The following is a 24,043-nucleotide window of genomic DNA, read 5'->3' as shown; positions in this document are numbered from 1 at the left end:
CTTGGCGCCATCGCGGCATTCGTGCGCTGGCGCCGCCGTCATCATAATGATGACTGACCCATACATTTCGCTCGACGATCGTCCACGCGTTTCGCAAACCACGCGGTAGTCAGATTACGTGTAATCTTCGGGCTTTCCAGCTGAATGCCTGGCAGCATTTCACGGGGTAGCGCTTTCCCAGTCTTCGCTTCCGCCAGCTTATAGACCTTCTCGTACAGAGTGGTATCTTCAAAAGCCAGACTGTCACCTTTTTGCAGTTGACGGTGGATCTCACTCTCGCTCATCCCCAGCTTCCCGGCCAGTTTACGTACCGCCAGCTCGGTTTTGCCCGGCTCGCTGCTGCCATAGAGAATCAAGTCACCATCCATCGCCAGCTTCACTCCGCTGGCTTTACTGACCGCATTCTGGAAAGCCGCATTGCGGCTGGCATACCATCCCGCATTGAAATCAGCGAAACGGAAGATTGGCGCGCTGTAATTCGCCGGGTAGTTAAGCAGATGATACGTACCGAACCACAGCCCACCGCGGCGGCTGAACACTTCCTGACGTACTGTTCCCGCCATTTTCCACGGATACCCATCGGCGTGCTGCTCGGCAAACGCGATACTGACCTGCATTGGCCCACCGGTATGTACCGGATTAAGCGAACCAAACAGCGTCTGCCCCATCGGTACCATATTGATAAAATCATCAAAAATGGCGCTAAGCTGTTTTTCCGTTTTCACCGTATCCAGACGCTCGCTGTAGCTTTTCCCCGTTGGCGAGTTAATCTTCAGTGCGGTATGCACCACAAACTGCGGGATATGCATACGCTCGGCGCGCCGGTCGATCTCTTTCCAGGCGATTTTACTTAAGTTTGGAACGGCCGGATCCGCCTGATAGTTTGACTCCTGTTGCGCGACCGCCAACACCGAACAGATATTTTCAACCGTCGGCGCCAGCTTCTGGCTTTCAAACGTCTTCGCTAAATCCTGCGCCCATGCGTCCCGGTCTTTCACGCTGGCGGGCATTTTCTGGCGCACCACGCTCGCCACATCGACGGCTTTCTCCCCTTTTTTTAGCGGCTGCGCGGGTTGGCTACTACATCCCACCAGCACCAGAGCGGCCAGACCGGACAAGGGGTAAAGACGGGAAACCGTCGACATAACATCTCCTTTTTTATTAACTAAGCGTATGGGTAACTTCCTGAATATCCTGACCATCAAGCTCACGTTCAAAGCTGCGCAGACGCTTATAAATAGACATCAGTTCTACTAACGTTGTCCAGGAGTTAATCAAATACTGGAACGAGCCTCGCACCTGGCCAAACACGTTGGTGATTTGCGTCATCAGGCCGAGCGTAATCGTACCGGCAACAATCGACGGGAACAGCAGGAACAAGCCGAAAACGTTATCAACCTGCAGGTATAGAATGCGGGCGATATTGAAGTACATATAGTGAAAATAGAGGCGGAAGTAGTTCTGGCGCACCGCATGGAACAGTTCACGCACCGTCGGCGGGGTCGCACGATTAGCGTCATCTTCACCGTAAACCAGTTCTTTACGGTAGGCCGCTTCCACGCGCTGGTTTTTAAACTCCAGCCCCGGAAGTTTGATGCCGACTACCGCCAGCAAGCCGGTTCCCATCAGCGACCAGACAATCGCGGCAATCACCAGGCCATAAGGAACATGTCCAACAATTGGCAGGTCCGGCACATGGGCTGAGAGTGTGACCAGTACAGGTAAGAAGGCAATCAGCGTCATAATCGCATTGATAAAGCTGACCCCCATATCTTCAAGCGTGGAGGCAAAACGCATGGTATCTTCCTGCACACGCTGCGCCGCGCCTTCGATATGACGCAGATGCTGCCAGTGCGCCATATAGTGTTCGTTCATTGCGGTACGCCAGCGGAATACATAGTGGCTGACGAAGAAGTTGTTCATCACCCCAATGACCACGGCAATCAGCGCAATGCCAAGAAAGATGCCTACTTCATGATAGAACTGCTCAATCTTCACCTTATGCGGCGCACTCAACGCGGATTGAATCAGATCATAGAATGGCGCATACCAGGCGTTGACGGCGACGCCAACTTCAACCAGAAACCAGGTCACGAAAATAATCAGCGACGTGCCCAGTATGGACCAGTACTGCCAGCGGTGCGGGCTGTAGATAAACCAGAACAGCGCGAACACACCAACACAAAGGATGTAATACGCATAAAAAATCAGGTAATCCAGCGACCAGAATCGGGCCGCGCTAATCGGTACGTCTCCCGACGCGCCGGTAATATGTGCAACCCAGGCTCCCCCACCTCCTTGCCAGAATACAACGGCGACCAGTGCCCAAATAAATGCCGAAATAAAGAACGGCCCCGGCTTTGGGAAAAAAGACTTAAACATAGTGCTCTCCTGCTAACTTCTTATCGTTATGACGACTGCTGTGTATTTGCCACCGTGGAGTGCGGCGGCCAGACGGCTTACGCCCAAAAACACAAGCTGAAACCGACAAGTGTGACCAAAACCGCGGCACTTAGTTCGCACCCGGGTATGAAGAATTGTTTCTGTGATTTTCACACTCGACAACGTTCCAGCAAGTGCAGATTATCACAGCGTGAGATCACAAAAGCGAACATCCGTAATCCGGGAAACGCTCGCGTTTACTCATCGTTACGTTTTTCACACTATCATTGGCTGATAAGCGCTTTGCAATACGCCGATGAGTAGTATAAATACGCATACGCACGACATCCTTTTTCACTTTCTCTAACTCATGGACACCACCGTTGAAACGTAGTCTGCTTTTTTCTGCCGCGCTGTGTGCGGCGTCATTGACATCTGTCCAGGCGGCACAGCCTATAACCGATCCGGTCTTCGCCTCTGATATCGTCGATCGTTATGCCGACCATATATTTTACGGCAGCGGTGCTACGGGGATGGCGCTCGTGGTGATTGATGGTAACCAGCGCGTATTTCGCAGCTTCGGCGAAACACGCCCTGGCAATAACGTCCATCCGCAGTTGGATTCCGTTATTCGAATTGCCTCTATTACTAAATTAATGACCAGCGAAATGCTGGTGAAATTACTCGATCAGGGTACGGTTAAACTCAACGATCCATTGAGCAAATATGCGCCGCCTGGCGCGCGCGTGCCGACTTATCAGGGCACGCCGATCACGCTGGTGAATCTGGCGACACATACCAGCGCGTTGCCGCGCGAACAGCCTGGCGGCGCGGCGAAGCGCCCGGTATTTGTCTGGCCAACCCGTGAACAGCGCTGGAGCTATCTCTCAACCGCCACGCTTAAAGCCGCACCGGGCTCGCAGGCTTCTTATTCCAACCTGGCGTTTGACCTGCTGGCCGATGCGCTGGGAACCGCATCCGGAAAGCCTTATCCGCAGCTGTTTGAAGAAAAAATCACCCGTCCGCTGGGGATGAAAGACACCACCTTTACCCCATCCCCCGATCAATGCAGACGCCTGATGGTCGCGGAAAAAGGCGCCAGTCCTTGCAACAATACCCTGGCGGCGATGGGCAGCGGCGGTGTTTATTCAACGCCCGGCGATATGATGCGCTGGATGCAGCAGTATCTCTCATCTGATTTTTACCATCGTAGCCAGCAGGCCGACCGTATGCAGACGCTGATTTATCAGCGTACGCAGTTAACCAAAGTGATAGGGATGGATGTTCCGGGTAGAGCCGATGCGCTGGGTTTGGGCTGGGTCTATATGGCGCCGAAGAATGGGCGACCGGGAATTATTCAAAAAACTGGTGGCGGCGGCGGCTTCATTACCTATATGGCGATGATCCCGCAGCAAAACGTCGGGGCATTTATCGTGGTGACCCGCTCTCCGCTAACCCGCTTTACCAATATGAGCGACGGTATCAACGATCTGGTTGCAGAGCTGAGCGGGAACAAACCGCAGGTTATTCCTGCATCCTGACTTAATACTCAAAAGGCAAACGGTTAATGCTCACCAGTTTGCCTTTATTCATTTCAATGTAACCACCTTTACGCAATGCCGCGAGAACCTCAGCGACAACTGAGCGTGAAATTCGCGTGCGTTGGTGAATATAGTTCATGACGCCGATACGCGAACGCAGTACGTCGTCCCATTTCATCATGGATATCAGCGTCGCGCGGATCTGATCGTAGGAGTTATTGCCGATCAGCTGCAGATCGCGCAACTCAAACATGGAGTTTTGCCATGCCAACCAGCAAAAGGCTTCACGCCAAAGCTGGCATTGTTCAATTATATTTATCGTTTGCGAAGCAGGCAGGTGGTATCCCGTACAATTACTTTCGGTTATTAATTTGTATTGTACATCTGTTTTCATCACGCCATCAGAAAGGCCCATAATAAAAGGCGCCTGTGCAATCCCGACCAGTACGCATTCCCCTCTACGTAAGGAAACAACACCACTTAAAATAACGAAAGTATCATCACTATTAATATCACCGGAATAAATTATTTCTTTTTCGTTCCCACACTCAAAGTGTTTACCATATTTCGCTAAACATTTATCAAGCTTACCAAACTCAAGAAGAGGTTTATTTGAAGATAGCATGTGCGCATTCCTTGCAAGAAATGCCCGTCAAATCCGTGACGGGCATTATTCTAAATTAAATTACCTTTTATTTCTCTGCGAGAAAGTTGTTACCAGGTATATTTAACACCAACGTTTGCAGACCAGTCTTGATCGACATCACCACCACCGAGGTAATTAGCATCAGTGTATGCGCTGAAGTTCTTGGTGAAGCTAAACTGAGTACCCAGTCCAACGCGTACCGCAGAACCTTCTACGCCGTTGTCGATAGAATCACCGTTTACATCAGAATCGTTGTTAGAGTCGTCGTAAACGTAGGCCAGTTTGAAGTACGGGGTCAGCGCCTGGTCATCGCTGTAGGCGAAGGTATAACCCGCATCTACACCAAGTTCATAACGCATGCTGTCATAAGACTGACCGTCAACTTTCATGTCGTTGCTCAGCTTATAGTCATCACCAGACTGGAACAGACCGGATACGCTACCGTAAGGGGTTACGTAACCTGCGTCACCCAGCTTCAGGTCATAACCCAGTTTCAAGCCAAAGCCCCAGGCATCAGAAGAGGTGCTGCCATCAACATACTGACCGTTGCTCATGCTGGCAGACAGATCGTTGTTGAAGTGGGAGTAGCTTAAGTTACTGTCAACAAAGATGTTGTTCGCAAAACGAGCAGAAGAGTAGATATAGGCAGTCTGGCTATCCTGATCTACCTGACCGGTACGATCACTCATGTCACCTTTCGCGAAGCCTGCCGCAGCACCGACAATCCACTTAGCGTTGTTACCATCGATTTTGGAATCAACACCGACCATGATGCCGTTAACATCCTGATCATAGTTAATGTTGCCGTTATCCGCATCGAAGCTGCCGCCGAAGTAGCTCACCCATGCACCACCGTTATCTACCAGACCATGACGCGCGTTAGTCAGACGAGTACCAACGGTGTCTTGTTCCAGGTTCCAGATATTCGTATTGGCAGACGGAATGCTCAGCGCCATGTTCGCGTAGTCGGTCAGCTCCATCTGCTGCAGAACAACGGTGTTACCCTGCTGCTGAGCCTGATAGGTGTAAGCCCCCAGGTCTGCTTTGTTGGCTGCAGAGAAGGTTGCGGTGCTGTTCGTGTCGTTAACGTAGATCAGCTCGTTACCGTTGTAATCAGCAACAGAACCTGCGCCAGTGGCGTTATCGATGCGAACTTTATAGTTACCGGTTGCCGCTGCTACGTGATCACCGTAGTTATCAACTTCAGACTGATCGCCTGAGGTGTCAGAATCGCCGTTACCGTTGATAGTCAGATGACCATCAGAGTTCATCGCGATCACACCATAACCGTAGTTAGCCTGGCGCGTATCGTTGGTACGATCGTTGGTCAGGTCAGCATTCAATACATAGTTAGCGCTGTTGATGTCGAAAACACCCGCATTAACATGGTTGTAAGCGCCGGTGTAGCTGGTCAGATTCAGGGTATCAACTTGCAGTGCGTTCCCGGTGCTGTTGCCCACATCCAGAACGCCGTTGTTGGTGACGTTAATGGTATTGGCATACAGCGCGGCATTAAGCACATTCCAGCCGGCAGAGACATCATCAGCAATCGTTACGGTACTGTTGTCAATAGACAGCGTATTAGTCGCAACACGACCATCTTCATTGATGTTCAGTGCGGAAGCACCGGTCAGAGAGATGGAGTCAGAAACCAGCGCAGAATCACCCACGTTGACAACGGAACCGCTGTTGATGCTCAAAGTGTCAATCAGAGAAGTTTTGGTGGTATCCCACTGGGAAGCGCCGTTCAGCGTCACGTTGAACAGACCGCTCTGATAAACGGTATTGCCAACCACATGACCATTTTCGTCATAGGAGGATGTGTCGCTATCGATACCGTAGGTTGAAGAAGGCCACAGGCTGTTGGCAGCGATATCAATCAGCGTAGCGGTGGCTTCAGTGCCCTCAGCATAGCTTTCGTAAACACCATCACCATCAACGTCAACCTGATGGACGGACATTGCCGCACCAACCCACTTGCTGCCGTGGTTCAGGGTCAGATCCAGACGGTCAGTACCATCCCAGCCGTTGGTATCCAGATCGGCATCAGTATCGCGGTAAGTATCAGCACCGTTCGGGAAGAAGTTCTCATCAAAGTTGCTGGAGAACAGCACATCGCCCATCAGCGTAGCGTTATCAAACGTGGCGGTGGTCTGCATCGCGTTATCTGCATTGGGATTAGCAATAACCGCCAATGCGATATCATTCGCGTTCCAACCGTTACCGTTGTAGTCGCTCGCATTGCTGGTGTTACCAAACCAGCCGGATCTTCCTTCATCAGACCAGGAACCTGAGGTCAGGGTAGAGTCGGTAACAGCGATAGTGTTGTTAAACACTTCGCCGCTGTTTACGCCGGTGATGACGGTATTATCGTCAATATCTTCCCACTCATAACCCTGAGTCAGGGTAATACCCGCGACGTGAGAGTTGTTGGAGATAGACAGATCAACTTCTTGATCCAGAGTGATAGCCGTACCCAGGTTATAAACGTCGACAACGTGCGTATCAGCCACGTCATTATAGGTACCGTTGTAGGTATAATGTTCGTAGTTGTCATCGATAGTGGAGTTGATGACGTTCATTGCCAGACGGTCGTAGTAATAGTCGGTACCCGTACGGTTAGTACAATCCGTGGTCATACACTCGGATGTCACCATACCGTGAATGGTACTGTTTTTAATCGTCAGGCTGTTATAATTGCCGTTAGTTGACAGTCCATCATCCAGATAATAAGTAGAAATAACGCCGTTGACAGTAGCGTTATTGATTACCGGATAAATATCACCGTTATAAATGCTATCAGTGCCGTAATTGTTCCAACCGACATAGCCATCGAAGTAAACGTCATCAACATGTGATGCGTCATTATAATGGGTGAACGTTGTGTACGTAGTTCCAGAAATATCAGTAGAAGCATTCGCCTGAGAAGTGATTGCCAAAGTACAGGCTAATGCTAATTGTGAGACTACAAGTTTCTTTTTCCAAGTGTGCATTTGTCATCCCTCCTCAGGGACGTAATATAGTTGATCCATCAATTATCAATGCAAAGAAAACATTTTATGTTTCGCGGGGACGATTATGCGGTTTCACAAAGGAAAGGTTCAATTATTCTTTGCTAGTCGTCCGAAACCGGACAACACTACGAATACTCCCGCCTCTGACACAAAAAACAAAAATACTTATCCTTTCAATGAAATACTGCACAACACACCGCTGAAACATATAATTAATAAATAACTCACCACACACCCAAACAAATAAACAATAAATAAAGAGAAATTATCACCAGCCCTACAGAAATAAACGCATCGATATTTAAAATAATAAAAACAGAAACAAGCAAAATAATGAATATAAATAACTTGCCATAAATGTGAATAAATTGCTCTAATGATTCAGCCTTCCACGATGGAAAATCCAGATATAACGCCAACTTTCGTAAACCACCCACCCTCAGGTTCGGGTATACTACGGCCTTCGATTCCACAAACATCAGGCATACCATGACAGACCTAATCCAACGCCCTCGCCGCCTGCGCAAATCACCTGCGCTGCGCGCTATGTTTGAAGAGACAACACTCAGCTTAAATGACCTGGTGTTGCCGATCTTTGTTGAAGAAGAACTCGACGATTACAAAGCTATCGAGGCCATGCCCGGCGTGATGCGCATTCCAGAGAAGCATCTGGCGCGCGAAATTGAACGCATTGCTAATGCAGGCATCCGCTCGGTTATGACCTTCGGCATTTCCCATCACACCGATGACACCGGCAGCGATGCCTGGAAAGAAGACGGTCTGGTGGCGCGCATGTCGCGTATCTGTAAGCAGACCGTACCGGAGATGATCGTCATGTCCGACACCTGCTTCTGTGAATACACCTCGCACGGTCACTGCGGCGTATTATGCGAGCACGGCGTTGATAACGATTTAACCCTTGCCAATCTCGGCAAACAGGCGGTCGTTGCCGCCGCTGCGGGCGCAGATTTCATCGCCCCTTCCGCCGCAATGGACGGCCAGGTGCAGGCGATTCGCCAGGCGCTGGATGCCGCGGGCTTTACCGATACCGCGATCATGTCCTACTCCACCAAATTTGCCTCTTCTTTCTATGGCCCATTCCGTGAAGCCGCAGGTACCGCGCTGAAGGGCGATCGTAAAACCTATCAGATGAACCCGATGAACCGTCGGGAAGCGATCCGCGAATCGCTGCTGGATGAAGCCCAGGGCGCAGACTGCCTGATGGTCAAACCGGCTGGCGCATACCTCGATATTCTGCGCGATATCCGCGAGCGCACCGAGCTACCGATTGGCGCTTATCAGGTCAGCGGTGAATACGCGATGATCAAGTTTGCAGCCCTTGCGGGTGCAATAGATGAAGAGAAAGTGGTGCTGGAAAGCTTAGGCTCGATCAAACGCGCTGGCGCGGATCTGATCTTCAGCTACTTCGCACTGGATCTGGCTGAGAAAAAAATCCTGCGCTAATCACTTTGTTGCCTAATGACGGCTTCGCTTTACCGGACCTACAGGTCGTAGGCCCGGTAAATGAAGCGTCTCCGATAATCACCCCGCCCGAAAAAACGGCTTGTCTCCCAAAATTGTCGCCCGGTGCATAATGCGCCGCTGGGGCAGATAATCCGCATTCGCATAATGCTGCGTCACGCGATTATCCCAAATCGCCACATCGTTGGGCTGCCAACGCCAGCGCACCTGGAACTCCGGTTTAGTGATATGCGCGAACAAAAAGCGCAGTAACGCCTCGCTCTCTTTTTCCGTCACATCGACAATTCGCGTGGTAAATCCTTCATTCACGAACAGCGCCTGCTTCCCGCTCACTGGATGCGTGCGCACCACCGGATGCAGCAGGGGCGGATGCTTTGCCACCGCCTCCAACCAGCGCTGATGCTCCTCTGGCGTCTGGCGGTATTTATATTCCTGGAAGGATTTACGAAAATCATGCTCTGCCTGCAGGCCGCTCAGCAACTGGCGAAACGGCTCAGATAATGCGTCATAAGCGGCAATCCCGCTGGTCCACAGGGTGTCTCCCCCTGTCGATGGCAGCTCTTTTGCCGCCAGAATCGCGCCCGCTGGCGGCGTGTCGATAAAGGTCACATCGGTGTGCCAGTTGTCGTTATCCGGCGGATTATCGTTATGAGTATCCAGCACGATAATCTCTTCAACCCCTTCGGCATGCGGATAGACAGGGTGAATATGCAGATCGCCAAAACGCAGCGCCAGCGCCCGCTGTTGTTGCGGCGTAATCACCTGCTCACGCAGAAACACCACCTGATGGCGCAGTACGGCGTGATAAAGCTGTTCAAACTGATTATCGCTCAGCGGGCGCGTCAAATCCGCACCGGTGATTTGTGCGCCAATGTTCGGCCCCAGCGGGGTAATGCTCAGACGTTCACTCATTGTACTGCTCCATGCCAGGGCGTCAGGCGGCGCTGAAGCGCGCGCAGACCCAGTTCTAAAATAAACGCGATAACGGCAATCACCGCGATCCCCGCCAGCACCACATCCGTTGCCAGAAACTCACCGGCTGACTGCACCATAAATCCTAAACCTCGCGTGGCGGCAATCAGCTCTGCTGCCACCAACGTCGACCAGCCCACGCCAAGCCCGATACGCAACCCTGTGAGTATCTCCGGCAATGCCCCCGGCAAAATAACAAACCACAGCACCTGCGTACGGCTGGCTCCCAGCGACTGTGCGGCACGCACTCTCACCTGCTGCGCGCTTTTAACCCCCGCCAGCGCCGACATCGCTACAGGGGCGAATATCGCCAGATAGATCAGCAGGATCTTGGAGGTCTCACCAATGCCAAACCAGATCACCATCAGCGGCAAATAGGCCAATGGCGGAACCGGACGATACAGTTCAATGATCGGATCGAGAATGCCGCGCATCGTCGGACTCAGCCCCATAGCGATCCCAACCGGAACGCCGAGCAGTACCGCCGCCAGCAGCGCGATAACAATACGCGTCAGGCTCGCCGCCAGATGCTGCCACAGCGTGGCATCCATAAACCCCTGCGGCCCGGCAATAACCATCAGTTTTTGCAAAACCTGGCCCGGCGGGGGTAAAAACAGCGGACTGATTAACTGCAGCGCCGCCACCGTCCACCACACCGCCAGAATGACGACCAGCGTACCGAAGCTTAAGGTAATCTGCCGCGAGAACGGCCAGCGCCAGTTCAGCGCGCGCTGGCGACGGGGTTTATCATTAATCACCACGCTCATGAGAATGCCTCCCGTTGTTCAAAGACACGACCTAACACATACTCGCGCATGGCGATAAACTGCGGGTCGGACTTAATGCTGCGGCTCGGCTCTCCGGCCACAAAGCGACGAGCGAAATTCAGCGGCAGACGCTCCAGTACCCGGCCAGGGCCTGGCGACAGCAATACCAGCTCCGTTGCCATAAAAACGGCTTCTTCAATATCGTGGGTAATCAACAGCACCTGTTTGCCAGTCTCATGCCACAACTTCAGCAGCAGGGTTTGCATCTGCTCGCGGGTAAAGGCGTCGAGCGCGCCAAAGGGTTCATCCAGCAACAACAGCTGCGGGTTGGCAGCCAACGCCCGCGCAATACCGACGCGCTGACGCTGACCACCAGAGAGCTGCCAGATAAAACGTTTTCCCGCATCCTCCAGCCCAACTTTCTGCAACATCTCCCGCGCGATTCGTTGACGTTGGGGCTTCTCCATCCCCACCAGTTGCAGCCCGAAGGCCACGTTGTTCTGCACGTTGCGCCAGGGCAGCAGGCCTTCGTTCTGGAACACAACCCCGCGCTCTGCGCCTGGACCTTCAACTTTGTTGCCCGCCAGCATAATGCTGCCATGCTGATACGGCACAAACCCGGCAATCAGATTTAACAGCGTGGTTTTTCCGCAACCAGAAGGTCCGAGTACCACCAGCAGTTCGCCACTATCGAGCGTCAGGTTGATATCTTCCAGCACCGGTTTTCCACCGTAGCTGGCGGCAAGATGAGAGATTTGCAGCATCAGTGCCTCCTTATTTATTGCACGAAGCGATCGGTCACATACTGGCTGTAATCCGTCGCGACGGCGGGGACTTTGCCCTGCTCTTTGAGGAACTGCGCGGTGTCGATAATCGCTTTATTCACCGGGCCGGTTAGCTCAGCGGTTTGCTGTTGTGCCGTCAAATAGGTGTTACCTTTCACCAGCCCTGGCACATCCGCCTCCGGTACGCCACTCAAACGCGACAGTTTGCTGATATTCTCCGGCTGTTTCAGCCATTCATCGGGATTAGCGATATAAGGCTGCTGGGCGTCGATGGCGCTTTTGGCAAAGGCTTTCACCACGTCAGGATGCTTCTCGGCAAAATCTTTGCGCACCACCCACACGTCCAGCGTCGGTGCGCCCCACTCGCCAACCTGCGATGAGTCGGTTAATACCTTGCCATCTTTTTCCAGCGCGTTTACCGCAGGCGCCCAGACATAAGCACCATCAATATCTCCGCGCTGCCAGGCGGCAATAATCGCGGGTGGCTGCAGGTTCACAATCTCCACCTGCCCTGCTTTGATACCCCAGTGTTTCAACGCCGCCAGCAGGCTGTAATGGGTAGTGGAAATAAACGGCACGGCAATGCGTTTACCAATCAAATCTTGCGGTTTACTGATGTTTTTCTTCACCACCAGCGCTTCAGAATTGCCGAGTTTTGACGCCAGCAGGAAAACCTCAATAGGCACCTGCTGGCTGGCAGCGACCGCCAGCGGGCTGGAGCCAAGATTACCGATCTGCACATCACCGGATGCCAGCGCACGGACGATGCTCGCACCGCTGTCGAATTTGCGCCAGTCAACGGTAGCCCCGCTCTCTTTAGCAAAGGTGTTATCCGCCTGCGCCACTTTAGCGGGTTCAGCGGAGGTCTGATAAGCAACGGTGACGTTCACCGCCTGTGCCTGAAATGCGATGAATGCCAGTGCGGCAAGTAGTGCGTTACGCGATGAAATAGCCATGATTGTCTGCTCCCCTGTCTTGTTATGGGGGCAGTATTTCGTTGCGGCACAATTTGATAAAGGAATTAAAAATTCTGGCTAATAGCGATCTGTTTTTAGAAAAAAAGCGGCAATGCTTAGCCCGGAAATGCATTTGATTGCAGGCCGGCAAATTATTGCGATTTTGTTACATTCGTTACATATCCGCGCCACGGGGATTGCCAGCGCGGCGCTGGCAGGCATCATAGATGCCATTGTCAGGCAAGAGAGCAAGATCATGATTCATGTTGTGCTGGTGGATGACCATGTGGTGGTGCGTTCCGGCTTTGCGCAATTACTCAGTCTCGAAGACGATCTCAACGTTGCTGGCCAGTACAGCAGCGCGGCACAGGCGTGGCCTGCATTACTGCATGATGACGTCAACGTTGCGGTGATGGATATCGCCATGCCGGATGAAAATGGCCTGAGCCTGTTAAAACGACTGCGGGCGCAGAAGCCCGGTTTTCGCGCCATTATTCTCAGCATCTATGACTCACCCACGTTTGTGCAAAGCGCACTGGATGCCGGTGCCAGCGGTTATCTGACCAAACGCTGCGGGCCAGAGGAACTGGTGCAGGCGGTACGATCGGTTGGTATGGGCGGGCATTACCTGTGCGCCGACGCGCTGCGGGCGCTACGCGGCGGCGAACAGCCCGCGCAGGTACTGGAGGTATTGACCCCGCGCGAGCGCGAAGTGTTTGATCTGCTGGTCAAAGGCGACAGCGTAAAAGAGATCGCCTTCAAGCTCGACCTCAGCCATAAAACGGTGCACGTTCATCGTGCGAACGTGCTGGGCAAACTGCAATGCCACAGCACCATCGATCTGGTGCATTTTGCACTCGACCACCAGTTGCTGACGGGGCATTAATGTCACGCAGCCTTCGTCATGGGGTTATTTCTCTGTTTATTCTGCTGGCCTGGGGATCGGGCTGGCTGATGCTGTGGACGCTGGGGTTTTACCTGACCCACAACGGCCAGCAGGCAGCGCTATTCCTGCCGCACGGCGTCTATCTCGCCCTGCTAATCCTGCTTTCTCGCCGTTACTGGCCCGCGCTGGTACTGCCGCCGGTGCTGATGCTGTTCTGGCTGCACAGCGAGCAATTAGTGAATGGCTATATCCTGCTGGCTGCGCCGTTGATTAGCCTGATCCCGGCGAGTATCGGCCAGTCCTACTGGCACCGCTTCCCCCTTTACTGGCAGCGCTTAACGCTGCTGTTGGCCGCGGTGACGATCACGTCATTGCTCAATACCCTCCTGCTTTCACCGTTTATCCAAAGCCCGGCAACGTTAATTGGCCTGGCATCGTTTACCGGCGGCGTGCTGCTGACGCCGTTTGTCTATCTGATCTACGAATTTCTGCGCCAGCAGCACCGCTATCATTTGCTCGGACTGGATACCACCAATCCTCCCCTGCGTACCTCGCTTATCATCTGGTGCAGTCTGTTTTTCATTATTGGCATAGGTACCCAGATGGTGCTGTCACCGGAGATCGAGCGCCTGCTGCTAATCGTGGTGTTCTTACCAAACGTGGTGATGGCGTGGAAATTTGGCTGGCAGGGCGGCGTGTTGTCCGGACTGCTCGGCAGTATGATGATCACCATCGCCCGGCAAATCGGCGTCGGGTTCAGCAATTTACTGGAGCTGGAGATTTTCCTCGCCACCCAGGCGCTGCTGGGCATAGGGCTCGGGATCGCTATCAGCCGCCAGCAGCATCTGGCGCAAAATCTGCACCATTATCGCCAGCGTCTGGAAGCCGAACTGGCAGCGCGACGCGCGCTGACCGAACAACTGATCCGCACCGAGGAAAATACGCGCAAAAGCCTGGCGCGGGAGCTACACGACGAAATTGGTCAGAACATCACCGCCATTCAAATTCAGTCGCAACTGGTCAAGCGCGCGCCGGGTCGCGAGCAAACGCTTGAAGCGGCAAATCAGATCAACGACCTTGCCCGGCGCATTCACCACTCCACCCGCCAACTGCTGCGCCAGCTACGACCGCCCGCGCTCGATGAACTGGCCTTTAAAGATGCACTGCATCATCTGGTGAATGAATTTGCCTTTGCCGAACGCGGCATTCGCTGTTGGTTTGACTATCAGCTTGAAAATACGCCAGAAAATGAAACGGTGCGTTTCACACTGTATCGCCTGCTGCAGGAGTTGCTCAATAACGTCTGTAAACATGCCGACGCCAGCGAAGTGTCGATTACGCTGCGCCAGCAGGAACACCGCGTGTTTCTGCACGTCGCTGACAACGGCGTAGGTATTCTCGCGGAGAAAATCCCCGGGTTCGGTATCCAGGGGATGCGTGAGCGGGTCAGCGCCCTTGGCGGCGAACTGACGCTCGAATCGAACAACGGCACGCGGGTAATTGTTAACCTGCCCACAAATTTGCAACAAATCAGCCGTTAACCAGGAAAAAGTCTTAGTCACTGCGGACTTTATCTCATCCCATTTTGCTTTCACTTTCCTATAGTCAGCACAAACGGAGGCTGCCATGCATGCACGTGCATCACGCGAAACAGACCAACAGTACCGGGCGCTACGCCCCCGGCTGCTGATGTGTATGGTGATTGGGTACGCCGCGTTTTATCTGACGCGCAAAAGCGTTAACTACGTCCTCCCGGCGCTGCAAACGGATCTGGGTCTGGATAAAGGCGATATCGGCCTGCTGGGATCGCTGTTTTATCTGACCTATGGCCTGTCGAAATTCACCGCCGGGCTATGGCACGACAGCCACGGACAGCGCGCGTTTATGGGCATTGGCCTGTTTGCCACCGGCGTTTTAAACGTGCTGTTCGCCTTTGGTGAATCGCTGACGCTGCTCCTGGTGGTCTGGACGCTGAACGGATTTTTTCAGGGCTGGGGCTGGCCGCCCTGCGCCCGACTATTGACCCACTGGTACTCGCGCAACGAACGCGGCTTCTGGTGGGGCTGCTGGAATATGTCGATCAACATCGGTGGGGCCATCATCCCGCTGATTAGCGCCTTTGCCGCCCACTGGTGGGGTTGGCAGGCAGCCATGCTGGCTCCAGGAATAATCAGCATGGCGTTAGGCATCTGGCTCACCCTGCAACTGAAAGGCACGCCCCGGGAAGAAGGCTTACCCACGGTTGGGGAATGGCGGCAAGACCCGCTGGAGTTGCGTCAGGAGCAGCAAAGTCCGCCGATGGGGCTGTGGCAAATGTTACGCACCACCATGCTGAAGAACCCGATGATCTGGCTACTCGGCGTGTCATATGTGTTGGTCTATTTGATCCGCATTGCGCTCAACGACTGGGGCAACATCTGGCTGACGGAAAGCCACGGTGTGAACCTGCTCAGCGCCAATGCCACGGTAATGCTGTTTGAAGTCGGCGGCTTGCTGGGGGCGCTGTTTGCCGGATGGGGATCGGATCTGCTGTTCAGCGGTCAGCGTGCCCCAATGATTTTGCTGTTCACACTGGGGCTGATGGTCTCCGTCGCCGCGCTGTGGCTGGCGCCGGTGCACCACTACGCGCTACTGGCAGTGTGTTTCTTTACCGTGGGCTTTTTTGTGTTTGGCCCACAGATGCTAATTGGCCTCGCGGCCGTGGAATGCGGACATAAGGCGGCGGCAGGTTCAATTACTGGTTTTCTCGGGCTGTTCGCCTATCTGGGGGCCGCGCTGGCGGGTTGGCCGCTGTCGCTGGTCATAGAACACTACGGCTGGTCGGGAATGTTCAGTTTGCTCTCGGTTGCCGCTGTCTTTATGGGTTTATTGCTGATGCCATTGCTCATTGCGGGCATTCCCCCTTCTCTCAGTCAAAGGATAAAACAATGAAACTGACGCTTACCTCTACCCTAATTGCCTCCGCTCTGACGCTGGCAGCCTTCAGCAGTGCAGCTCAGGCGCAGGGTCGTCTGGTGGTGTATTGCAGCGCCACCAACGAAATGTGCGAAACCGAAACCAAAGCCTTCGGTGAAAAATATGATGTGAAGACTTCATTCATTCGCAACGGCTCAGGCAGTACGCTGGCGAAAGTGGATGCCGAGAAGAAAAACCCGCAAGCGGATGTCTGGTACGGTGGTACGCTGGATCCACAGTCCCAGGCCGGTGAAATGGGGCTGCTGCAGCCGTATAAATCACCAAACCTCGAACAAATCATGGAGAAGTTTCGCGATCCGGCAAAAGTGAAAGGCAACCTCTCCTCGGCGGTTTATGTCGGTATTCTGGGCTTTGGCGTCAATACCCAGCGCCTGAAAGAGAAAAACCTACCGGTGCCAAAATGCTGGAAGGATCTGACCAAACCGGAATACAAAGGCGAAATCCAGATTGCTGATCCGCAAAGCTCCGGTACCGCCTATACCGCACTGGCGACTTTTGCCCAACTGTGGGGGGAAGATCAGGCCTTTGACTACCTGAAACAGCTCAACGCCAACGTCTCCCAGTACACCAAATCCGGCATTGCCCCGGCGCGTAACGCCGCCCGTGGCGAAACGGCTATCGGCATCGGTTTCTTGCACGACTACTCACTGGAAAAAGAACAGGGCGCACCGCTGGAACTTGTCTCACCGTGCGAAGGTACCGGTTATGAAATCGGCGGTGTCAGCATCCTGAAAGGCGCGCGCAACCTCGATAACGCCAAACTGTTCGTTGACTGGGTACTGTCGAAAGACGCGCAGGAGCTGGCGTGGAAGAAAGGTAAATCCTATCAGATCCTGACCAACACCACCGCCGAGACGTCCCCTAACTCGCTGAAGCTCGACGACCTGAAGCTTATCAATTACGACATGGATAAGTACGGCTCGACCGACGTGCGTAAAGCCCTGATCAATAAGTGGGTCAGCGAAGTGAAGATGGGTAAATAACCCCAGATTTACGTTCATTTGCCGGATACGGCCTCAACGCCATATCCGGCCTGAAATACCGGAACCGCTATGTCACACACACTTGCACTCCATCCCGTGAAAAAACGGGATGCGATATTTCTTTGGATTTTACTCGGCTGGCTGGCGTTTGCCCTGCTGCCGAGCTGGAGCCTGGACTACGGTCTGCTGGAGTCGACGCGCGAAGAAATTCTCGCCGCCTACGGCTGGTCACAGTTCAATATCAGTTGGCTCTGGTATCTGCTGCCAAGCCTGCTGCTGGTGCGCCCGTTCCATGAGGCCAGACGCGAACAGCGCAGCCGCCATTATTTTGATGCGGGCTGGGCGTTTTTCTGTATGGCGTTTATCGTCGCCAGCGCGACTCTTGAGGGACGCGGCTTAGGCTATGCCACCATCGTGCTGTTTGTGGCACTTGGCGCGATCATGACCCTGGCGCTCACACGTCTGGAATGGCTGGGCGGCGACCGTTTCGTCATCGGCTCGCTCACCGCGATTGTCGCGCTGATCGGTATTTTTATCGTCTGGCCAAGTATCGCTATTTTCATTCCGATGTTCACCAACGACGCCGGGGAATTTGCCCCGCTGGCGTTTATGAATGTGCTGTCGCAGGCGCATATCATTCAGGTGATCCTCAACTCGATTATGCTGTCGATTGCCGTCGGCGTCGGCTGTACCTTCTTTGGCCTGGTGCTGGCTATCTACACCACCCGTATTGCGAAACGCAGCGCCATTATTGGACGTATTTTCTCGATTCTGCCGATCGTCACCCCGCCGTTTGTTGTGGGTTTAGGCGTAACGCTGATGATGGGACGCTCCGGTTACATCACCGAATTTATGGTCGAATGGTTTGGTTTGACTAACACCAACTGGCTGTACGGTTTTATCGGCATCTGGCTGGCGCAGGTGCTGGCCTTCACTCCGATGGCGTTTATGATCCTCGACGGGGCGATCAAAACCATTCATCCGTCGCTGGAGGAGGCGTCATACACCCTGCGCGCCAGCCGCTGGCAAACCTTTAACGGTGTGTTTGTCCCGCTGCTAAAACCGGCACTGGCAAACGCCTTTTTAATTGTGGTGGTGCAGTCGCTGGCCGACTTCAGTAACCCGCTGGTGCTTGGCGGTAACTTCGACGTGCTGGCAACGCAAATCTACTTCTATATCACCGGCTCCCAGCTCGACTACCAGGCCGCCAGTACGCTGGGTGCCTTCCTGTTGCTGTTCTCGCTGCTGGTGTTCTGCGTGCAGTACATGTGGATTGGTAAACGCTCGTACGTCACCGTTTCCGGTAAATCCTATCGGGGCGACGTGCAGCCGCTGCCGGTAACGCTGGTATGGAGCGTGGTCGCGCTGCTGGCGGTGTGGATTGCCTTTAACGCCCTGCTCTACGGCAGCATTTTCTACGGCAGTTTCACCGTAAACTGGGGCGTGGACTACACCCTGACGCTGGCGAACTTTACCAAACTGTTCGGTCAGGGAATGAGCGACGGCGCGTGGCCTTCACTGCTCGACACCCTGCTCTACGCCGGGATTGCCGCGCCGATCACCGCTATCTTCGGCCTGCTGATCGCATGGGTTGTGGTGCGTCAGCAGTTTAAAGGCAAAAAGACCATCGAGTTCACCACTATGCTGTGCTTTGCCGTTCCGGGCACCGTAGCGGGCGTGTCGTACATTCTGGCCTTTAACAGCGCCCCGGTATACCTCACCGGCACCGCCGCCATCGTGATTATCTCAATGGTGATGCGTAACGTCCCGGTCGGTATCCGGGCGGGCATTGCGGGCTTAGGCCAAATCGATAAATCGCTGGATGAAGCCTCGCTCAGTCTGCGTGCCGGTTCCCTGCGCACCATTACGCACATCCTGTTGCCGCTGCTGCGCCCGGCGATCCTCTCAGCGCTGATCTACAGCTTTGTGCGCGCCATTACCACCGTCAGCGCCATTGTGTTCCTCGTTACGCCGGATACCCGCGTGGCCACGGCCTACATCCTGAACCGCGTAGAAGACGGCGAATACGGCGTGGCGATTGCCTACGGTTCCATTTTGATCGTGGTGATGCTGGCGATTATTTTCATCTTTGACTGGCTGATCGGTGAATCACGTACCTCCCGTTCAAAAGCCAAAAACCAGGCGTAATGGAGCGCACTATGACTCAGAAAAATTTCGTTGAACTGCGCAACGTCACTAAACGATTTGGCAGCAACACGGTTATCGACAATATCAATCTCACCATTCCGCAGGGGCAAATGGTAACGCTGCTCGGCCCGTCCGGCTGCGGTAAAACCACCATCTTGCGTCTGGTTGCCGGGCTGGAAAAACCGAGCGAAGGACAAATTTTCATTGATGGCGAAGACGTTACTCATCGTTCTATTCAGCAGCGCGATATCTGTATGGTGTTTCAGTCATATGCCCTGTTCCCGCATATGTCGTTAGGGGAGAACGTCGGTTATGGCCTGAAGATGCTCGGCGTGTCGCGCGCGGAGGTGAAAACCCGCGTCAAAGAGGCGCTGGCGATGGTGGATCTGGAAGGATTTGAAGACCGCTTTGTCGATCAGATCTCCGGCGGTCAGCAGCAGCGCGTGGCGCTGGCCCGTGCGTTGATCCTCAAACCGAAAGTGCTGCTGTTTGATGAACCGTTAAGTAACCTGGACGCCAACCTGCGTCGCAGCATGCGCGACAAGATCCGCGAGCTGCAAAAGCAGTTTGATATCACCTCGCTGTACGTCACCCACGATCAAAGCGAAGCCTTTGCGGTTTCCGATACCGTACTGGTGATGAACAAGGGACACATCATGCAGATCGGCTCGCCGCAGGATCTCTATCGCCAGCCCGCCTCCCGCTTTATGGCGAGCTTTATGGGCGATGCCAACCTGTTCCCGGCCACCTTCAGCGACAGATACGTTGATATCTACGGCTATCATCTGCTGCGCCCACTGCACTTTAGCGATCAAGGCGAGGGCATGGTAGGCGTGCGCCCGGAAGCGATCACCCTCAGCGACCGCGGCGAAGAGAGCCAGCGCTGCGTGATCCGCCACGTCGCGTATATGGGACCCCAATATGAGGTCACGGTGGAGTGGCACGGACAGGAGATTTTATTGCAGGTCAACGCTACGCGTCTGCAGCCGGACGTCGGCGAGCAGTATTATCTCGAAATCCATCCGTACGGCATGTTTGTGCTGGCGGATGCGGCATAAAGTGTTACCCATGTTTCCGGTTCATACCGTATCGCCATCTGGCAAAAAATGCCCGATGGCGGCTTACGTCTTATCGGGCCTGAACTTGAACTTTTAACGCGGCAATATCCGCAGGCGTGGTGCGACAGCACCCGCCAATCAATCGTGCGCCAGCGGCCTGCCACTGTGGCAGATAATCCGCCAGTTGCGCACAAGACTCACCGTGATGATGCCAGGTTTTGCTCGCGGCATCGTACTGCTCGCCCGAATTCGGATACACCACCAGCGGCAGCGCCGTTAAGCCGTGTAAATGCAGCAACGCAGCGGTGGTGTTTTCCAGCGCAATGCAGTTAATGCCTAACGCCACCACCTGCGGATAATCCGCCAGCAACGCGACCACGTCACGCAGCGGCGTACCGTCGCTCAGGTGCTCGCTGTCACGCAGAGTAAATGAGAACCAGGCACGCGCACGCGGGTACGCGGTCAACAGCTCAGCCAGTGCGCTAATCTCGACAAAATTCGGCAGAGTTTCGCAGGCCAGCAGATCGGCCCCGGCATCCAGCAATGCTTCCACGCGCGGGCGATGAAACGCCTGGAACGCCTCGGCGCTGCGCTGGTAATCGCCACGGTATTCAGAGCCGTCCGCCAGATACGCGCCGTAAGGTCCGACAGATCCCGCCACCAACAGCGTGCCCGCTTGCGGGTTCTCTGCCAGATACGCTTCACGCGCTTTACGCGCCAGCTCCACGCTTTTGCCAATCAGCGCTTTCGACTGCGCTTCATCCAGGCCTCGCGCGGCAAATCCCGCCGGTGTCGCCTGATAGCTGGCGGTGATCGCGCATTGCGCCCCCGCCCGGTAATAATCAAGATGCACTTCGCGGATAAGCTCCGGGTTTTCTACCAGCACTTTGGCTGACCACAGGCTGTCGGCTAAGTTACACCCTCGCGCTTCCAGCTCCGTCGCCATCGCGCCATCCAGTAACAGGACATCCTGTTTCTCAAGGAGAGCGCGTAACGGATTATTCTGCGACATGTTCTGGCTCCTGTTTTGCGTTACGGGGTTGAGTAAGGAAATATGCACCATAGCACAACGCAACAAACGGTAACCCGCACCACAACGCAATTCTCTGCGCTGGATCGAATGCCAGCCCTACACAGGCCACCAGGCACAACACAAATCCCAATACCGGCACCAGCGGATACCACGGCGCACGATAATGTAATGCACTCAATGCCTTACCCTGTTGCAGATGACGGCGGCGAAAAACAAAGTGCGAGGCGCAGATGCTCAGCCACACCGCCACCACCGCAAACCCGGAGATTGCCGACAGCGCGACAAATACCGTGTCCGGGGCCACCACGCTGGAAAACAGCGCCAGTACGCCGCCGAGCATACTGACCGACAGCGCCGTCAGCGGCACGCCTTTTTTCGTTACTCGCGCAAAACAGGCTGGCAGCGTACGTTCATTCGACAACGACCAGAGCATGCGCCCGGAGGCATACAGCCCGGAGTTCGCCGCAGAAAGAATGGCTGTCAGGATCACGAAGTTAAAAATATCGGCAGCGTAAGGAATACCTACCTTCTCAAATACCAGCACAAACGGGCTTTTCTCCACGCCCGCCTGCTGCATCGGGATCAGCGCCGCCAGCACAAAAACGGTACCGATAAAGAAAATAATCAGTCGCGCGATGGTGGTACGAATCGCCACCGGGATCACCTTGCGCGGATTTTCCGTTTCACCGGCGGCAATACCGATAAGCTCAGTTCCCGAAAAAGCAAAGTTCACCGCCACCATAGTCATCAGGATCGGTAAGCCACCATGCGGGAACCAACCTTCCGCTGTGATATTACTTAGCCCCGGCGCGGGCGAGCCATCCTGCATCGGGATAAAGCCAAAAATCGCCGCCCCGCCGAGGATAATAAAGGCGATGATAGTGACCACTTTCACCAACGAGAACCAGAACTCCCCTTCGGCAAAAAAGCGCGTGGAGATAACGTTCAGGCCAAAAATAATCACACAGAACACCACGCACCAGACCCATACTGGCACCAACGGAAACCAGTACTGCATACAGAATCCGGCAGCGGTAAAACTCGAACCAAGCGCCACGGTCCAGGTCAGCCAGTAGAGCCAGGCCACGGTATACCCCGTCGCCGGGCCGAGATAGCGCGCGGCATAGACGTGAAACGCCCCGGTCTCCGGCATTGCGACCGACAGCTCGCCCAGACACTGCATAACCAGCCAGACCACCAGCGCGCCAATCAGATAGGCCAGCAGCGTTCCCGCGGCCCCGGTAGTGGAGATGATGTAGCCGGTATTGAAGAATAACCCTGTGCCAATCACGCCGCCTAAGGAGAGCATAATCAGGTGACGCGTTTTCATCGTGCGCTTCAGTGGCGCATTTTGTTGTGTTGTTTGCATATAACCTTCTAAACGTATGGACATCTAAACATCCAAAGAAGGTGTGTTATACCGCGTTTGTTAACACAATGCAAAGTCAACCCTGCACCAGACGCAGATGACCGCGCCGGGCGCTTAATACCGGGTGGGGGTTAATTATCAAATATAAAAAGGGCCGCCAGCTCATAACGCCTCCGTTGCCAGGCTTTACATAAACTCTGGCAACGTCATCGCCGGCTGGCGTTCACCCGGAAGTGGGAACCGTATCTCCCCACTCATACAACCGAACGATTGTTTATGAGCCACTGGTCGGGATCGGCATCTGCGATTTACGGCTCATCAGGAAAAATACCGCCAGCCCTGCCAGTAAAATGCCCGGCGCAGAAGCCGCCATCACGCCTACCGTTCCTGTGCCGAGTGCTAACATTTTTCCTGCCAGCAGCGGGCCGCTCATCGCCCCCAGACGCCCAACGGCGACGGCGGTACCCACGCCTGTCGCGCGGATCTGCGTACTGTAAAACAGCGGAGCCAGCGCATACAGCACGCTTTGTCCTCCAGTGGCAAACATCCCCGCCACAAATCCGGCCATCAGCATACCGCTCAATGACGACACCGTCCCCAGCGCCAGCAACGAAGCCAACATCCCGGTGTAGATCAGAAGCGACATGACCACCGGGCGCAGTTTGTCCATTAATGCCCCGAGAATTAACGTGCCGCTGGCCGCACCGATTTGCAGAGCAAACATCACGCCAGCCGCCTGCGAGGGCTGAAAGCCCTGCTCCACCAGCAGCATCGGCAGCCAGTTGATCAGCATATACACCACCAGCAGGGTGAAGAAATAGCACAGCCACAGCAGCAGCGTGGCGGTGGCGGTAGCGGGTGCGAACAGGGCGCGCAACGGCGCGGCGGCCACCTGCGTTTGCTGGGCATAAACCTGTGATTCTGGCAGCCAGCGCATCAACAACGGCACCAGCAGCAGCGGGATCACTCCGCCAACCCAGAACACCGTTTGCCAGGCGGCGGCCAGACCGCTAAATCCGAGCGCCGCCGCTAACGCCGCGCCAAT

Annotated in this window: 19 protein-coding genes; 8 read left to right on the top strand and 11 right to left on the bottom strand. The window is 54.4% G+C overall.

Annotated features, from left to right (window positions below):
* Nucleotides 1–41 precede the first annotated feature (41 nt).
* Together FDW87_RS03240 and sbmA are read right to left on the bottom strand one after the other, a co-directional pair.
* Nucleotides 42–1,145 carry a DUF1615 domain-containing protein gene (locus FDW87_RS03240; RefSeq protein ID WP_047416936.1) on the bottom strand — a complete coding sequence of 368 codons (1,104 nt, stop codon included), beginning with the start codon at nucleotides 1,143–1,145 and terminating at the stop codon, nucleotides 42–44.
* A gap of 16 nt (nucleotides 1,146–1,161) precedes the next feature.
* Nucleotides 1,162–2,382, bottom strand: coding sequence for a peptide antibiotic transporter SbmA (gene sbmA / locus FDW87_RS03235; protein ID WP_016155831.1), 1,221 nt, complete (start codon nucleotides 2,380–2,382; stop codon nucleotides 1,162–1,164).
* Nucleotides 2,383–2,765: 383 nt separating this feature from the next.
* Here sbmA and ampH point away from each other — a divergent pair, with 383 nt between their 5' ends.
* The gene (gene ampH, locus FDW87_RS03230) at nucleotides 2,766–3,923 is read left to right on the top strand and encodes a D-alanyl-D-alanine-carboxypeptidase/endopeptidase AmpH (RefSeq protein ID WP_016151995.1); all 1,158 of its coding nucleotides are present in this window, start codon (nucleotides 2,766–2,768) and stop codon (nucleotides 3,921–3,923) included.
* 1 nt (nucleotide 3,924) lies between these two features.
* Here the strand turns inward: ampH and iprA are convergent, their stop codons facing one another.
* Both iprA and ehaB read right to left on the bottom strand, forming a co-directional pair.
* Entirely contained in the window at nucleotides 3,925–4,548 is a 624-nt protein-coding gene (gene iprA, locus FDW87_RS03225; protein WP_016155830.1) for a hydrogen peroxide resistance inhibitor IprA, read from the bottom strand.
* A gap of 89 nt (nucleotides 4,549–4,637) precedes the next feature.
* On the bottom strand, nucleotides 4,638–7,562 hold the full coding sequence (ehaB, locus tag FDW87_RS03220; protein WP_137379457.1) for an autotransporter adhesin EhaB: 2,925 nt from the start codon (nucleotides 7,560–7,562) through the stop codon (nucleotides 4,638–4,640).
* 510 nt (nucleotides 7,563–8,072) lie between these two features.
* Here ehaB and hemB point away from each other — a divergent pair.
* Entirely contained in the window at nucleotides 8,073–9,047 is a 975-nt protein-coding gene (gene hemB / locus FDW87_RS03215) for a porphobilinogen synthase (RefSeq protein ID WP_016151991.1), read from the top strand.
* Nucleotides 9,048–9,125: 78 nt separating this feature from the next.
* Here hemB and tauD read toward each other — a convergent pair whose 3' ends face one another.
* Genes tauD through tauA form a run of 4 tightly spaced genes read right to left on the bottom strand, consistent with a single transcriptional unit; the run spans nucleotide 9,126 to nucleotide 12,545 of the window.
* Nucleotides 9,126–9,977: a taurine dioxygenase gene (gene tauD, locus FDW87_RS03210; RefSeq protein WP_049270213.1), complete on the bottom strand. Its 852-nt coding sequence runs from the start codon at nucleotides 9,975–9,977 to the stop codon at nucleotides 9,126–9,128.
* Nucleotides 9,974–10,804: a taurine ABC transporter permease TauC gene (gene tauC, locus FDW87_RS03205; RefSeq protein WP_049270214.1), complete on the bottom strand. Its 831-nt coding sequence runs from the start codon at nucleotides 10,802–10,804 to the stop codon at nucleotides 9,974–9,976. Before tauC ends, tauD begins: the two co-directional genes overlap by 4 nt.
* Nucleotides 10,801–11,568, bottom strand: coding sequence for a taurine ABC transporter ATP-binding subunit (tauB, locus tag FDW87_RS03200; RefSeq protein WP_137379456.1), 768 nt, complete (start codon nucleotides 11,566–11,568; stop codon nucleotides 10,801–10,803). The genes tauC and tauB overlap by 4 nt, the downstream gene beginning before the upstream one ends.
* A gap of 14 nt (nucleotides 11,569–11,582) precedes the next feature.
* Nucleotides 11,583–12,545: a taurine ABC transporter substrate-binding protein gene (tauA, locus tag FDW87_RS03195; protein ID WP_016155824.1), complete on the bottom strand. Its 963-nt coding sequence runs from the start codon at nucleotides 12,543–12,545 to the stop codon at nucleotides 11,583–11,585.
* Nucleotides 12,546–12,801: 256 nt separating this feature from the next.
* On the opposite strand from tauA, the gene FDW87_RS03190 reads away from it, so the two are divergent.
* The 6 genes from FDW87_RS03190 to fbpC all read left to right on the top strand — a co-directional run bounded on the left by FDW87_RS03190 (nucleotide 12,802) and on the right by fbpC (nucleotide 20,596).
* Nucleotides 12,802–13,431: a response regulator transcription factor gene (locus tag FDW87_RS03190; protein WP_029139427.1), complete on the top strand. Its 630-nt coding sequence runs from the start codon at nucleotides 12,802–12,804 to the stop codon at nucleotides 13,429–13,431.
* Nucleotides 13,431–14,972, top strand: a complete 1,542-nt coding sequence (locus tag FDW87_RS03185; RefSeq protein ID WP_137366564.1) for an MASE1 domain-containing protein — start codon at nucleotides 13,431–13,433, stop codon at nucleotides 14,970–14,972. Before FDW87_RS03190 ends, FDW87_RS03185 begins: the two co-directional genes overlap by 1 nt.
* An 85-nt stretch (nucleotides 14,973–15,057) precedes the next feature.
* Nucleotides 15,058–16,362: an MFS transporter family glucose-6-phosphate receptor UhpC gene (gene uhpC, locus FDW87_RS03180; RefSeq protein WP_047357663.1), complete on the top strand. Its 1,305-nt coding sequence runs from the start codon at nucleotides 15,058–15,060 to the stop codon at nucleotides 16,360–16,362.
* On the top strand, nucleotides 16,359–17,390 hold the full coding sequence (locus tag FDW87_RS03175) for an ABC transporter substrate-binding protein (protein WP_016151983.1): 1,032 nt from the start codon (nucleotides 16,359–16,361) through the stop codon (nucleotides 17,388–17,390). The genes uhpC and FDW87_RS03175 overlap by 4 nt, the downstream gene beginning before the upstream one ends.
* Before the next feature lie 69 nt (nucleotides 17,391–17,459).
* Complete coding sequence (locus FDW87_RS03170) at nucleotides 17,460–19,538, top strand: iron ABC transporter permease (protein WP_137379455.1); 2,079 nt, start codon at nucleotides 17,460–17,462, stop codon at nucleotides 19,536–19,538.
* 11 nt (nucleotides 19,539–19,549) lie between these two features.
* On the top strand, nucleotides 19,550–20,596 hold the full coding sequence (fbpC, locus tag FDW87_RS03165; RefSeq protein ID WP_137379454.1) for a ferric ABC transporter ATP-binding protein: 1,047 nt from the start codon (nucleotides 19,550–19,552) through the stop codon (nucleotides 20,594–20,596).
* A 70-nt stretch (nucleotides 20,597–20,666) separates the two neighbouring features.
* Here the strand turns inward: fbpC and mmuM are convergent, their stop codons facing one another.
* The 3 genes from mmuM to FDW87_RS21645 all read right to left on the bottom strand — a co-directional run.
* A complete protein-coding gene (gene mmuM, locus FDW87_RS03160) occupies nucleotides 20,667–21,608 on the bottom strand; it encodes a homocysteine S-methyltransferase (protein ID WP_137379453.1) in 942 nt (313 codons plus the stop codon).
* Entirely contained in the window at nucleotides 21,595–22,998 is a 1,404-nt protein-coding gene (gene mmuP / locus FDW87_RS03155) for an S-methylmethionine permease (protein ID WP_049270230.1), read from the bottom strand. The genes mmuM and mmuP overlap by 14 nt, the downstream gene beginning before the upstream one ends.
* Before the next feature lie 274 nt (nucleotides 22,999–23,272).
* Nucleotides 23,273–24,043: MFS transporter (locus FDW87_RS21645; RefSeq protein WP_252362977.1), on the bottom strand; the 771-nt coding region annotated here is incomplete at its 5' end.

Origin of the sequence: Citrobacter sp. wls826 (assembly GCF_005281245.1) — a bacterium.
Taxonomy (GTDB): domain Bacteria; phylum Pseudomonadota; class Gammaproteobacteria; order Enterobacterales; family Enterobacteriaceae; genus Citrobacter; species Citrobacter braakii.
Note: the sequence above shows the minus strand (reverse complement) of the source record. Positions and strands in the feature narration are given on the sequence as shown.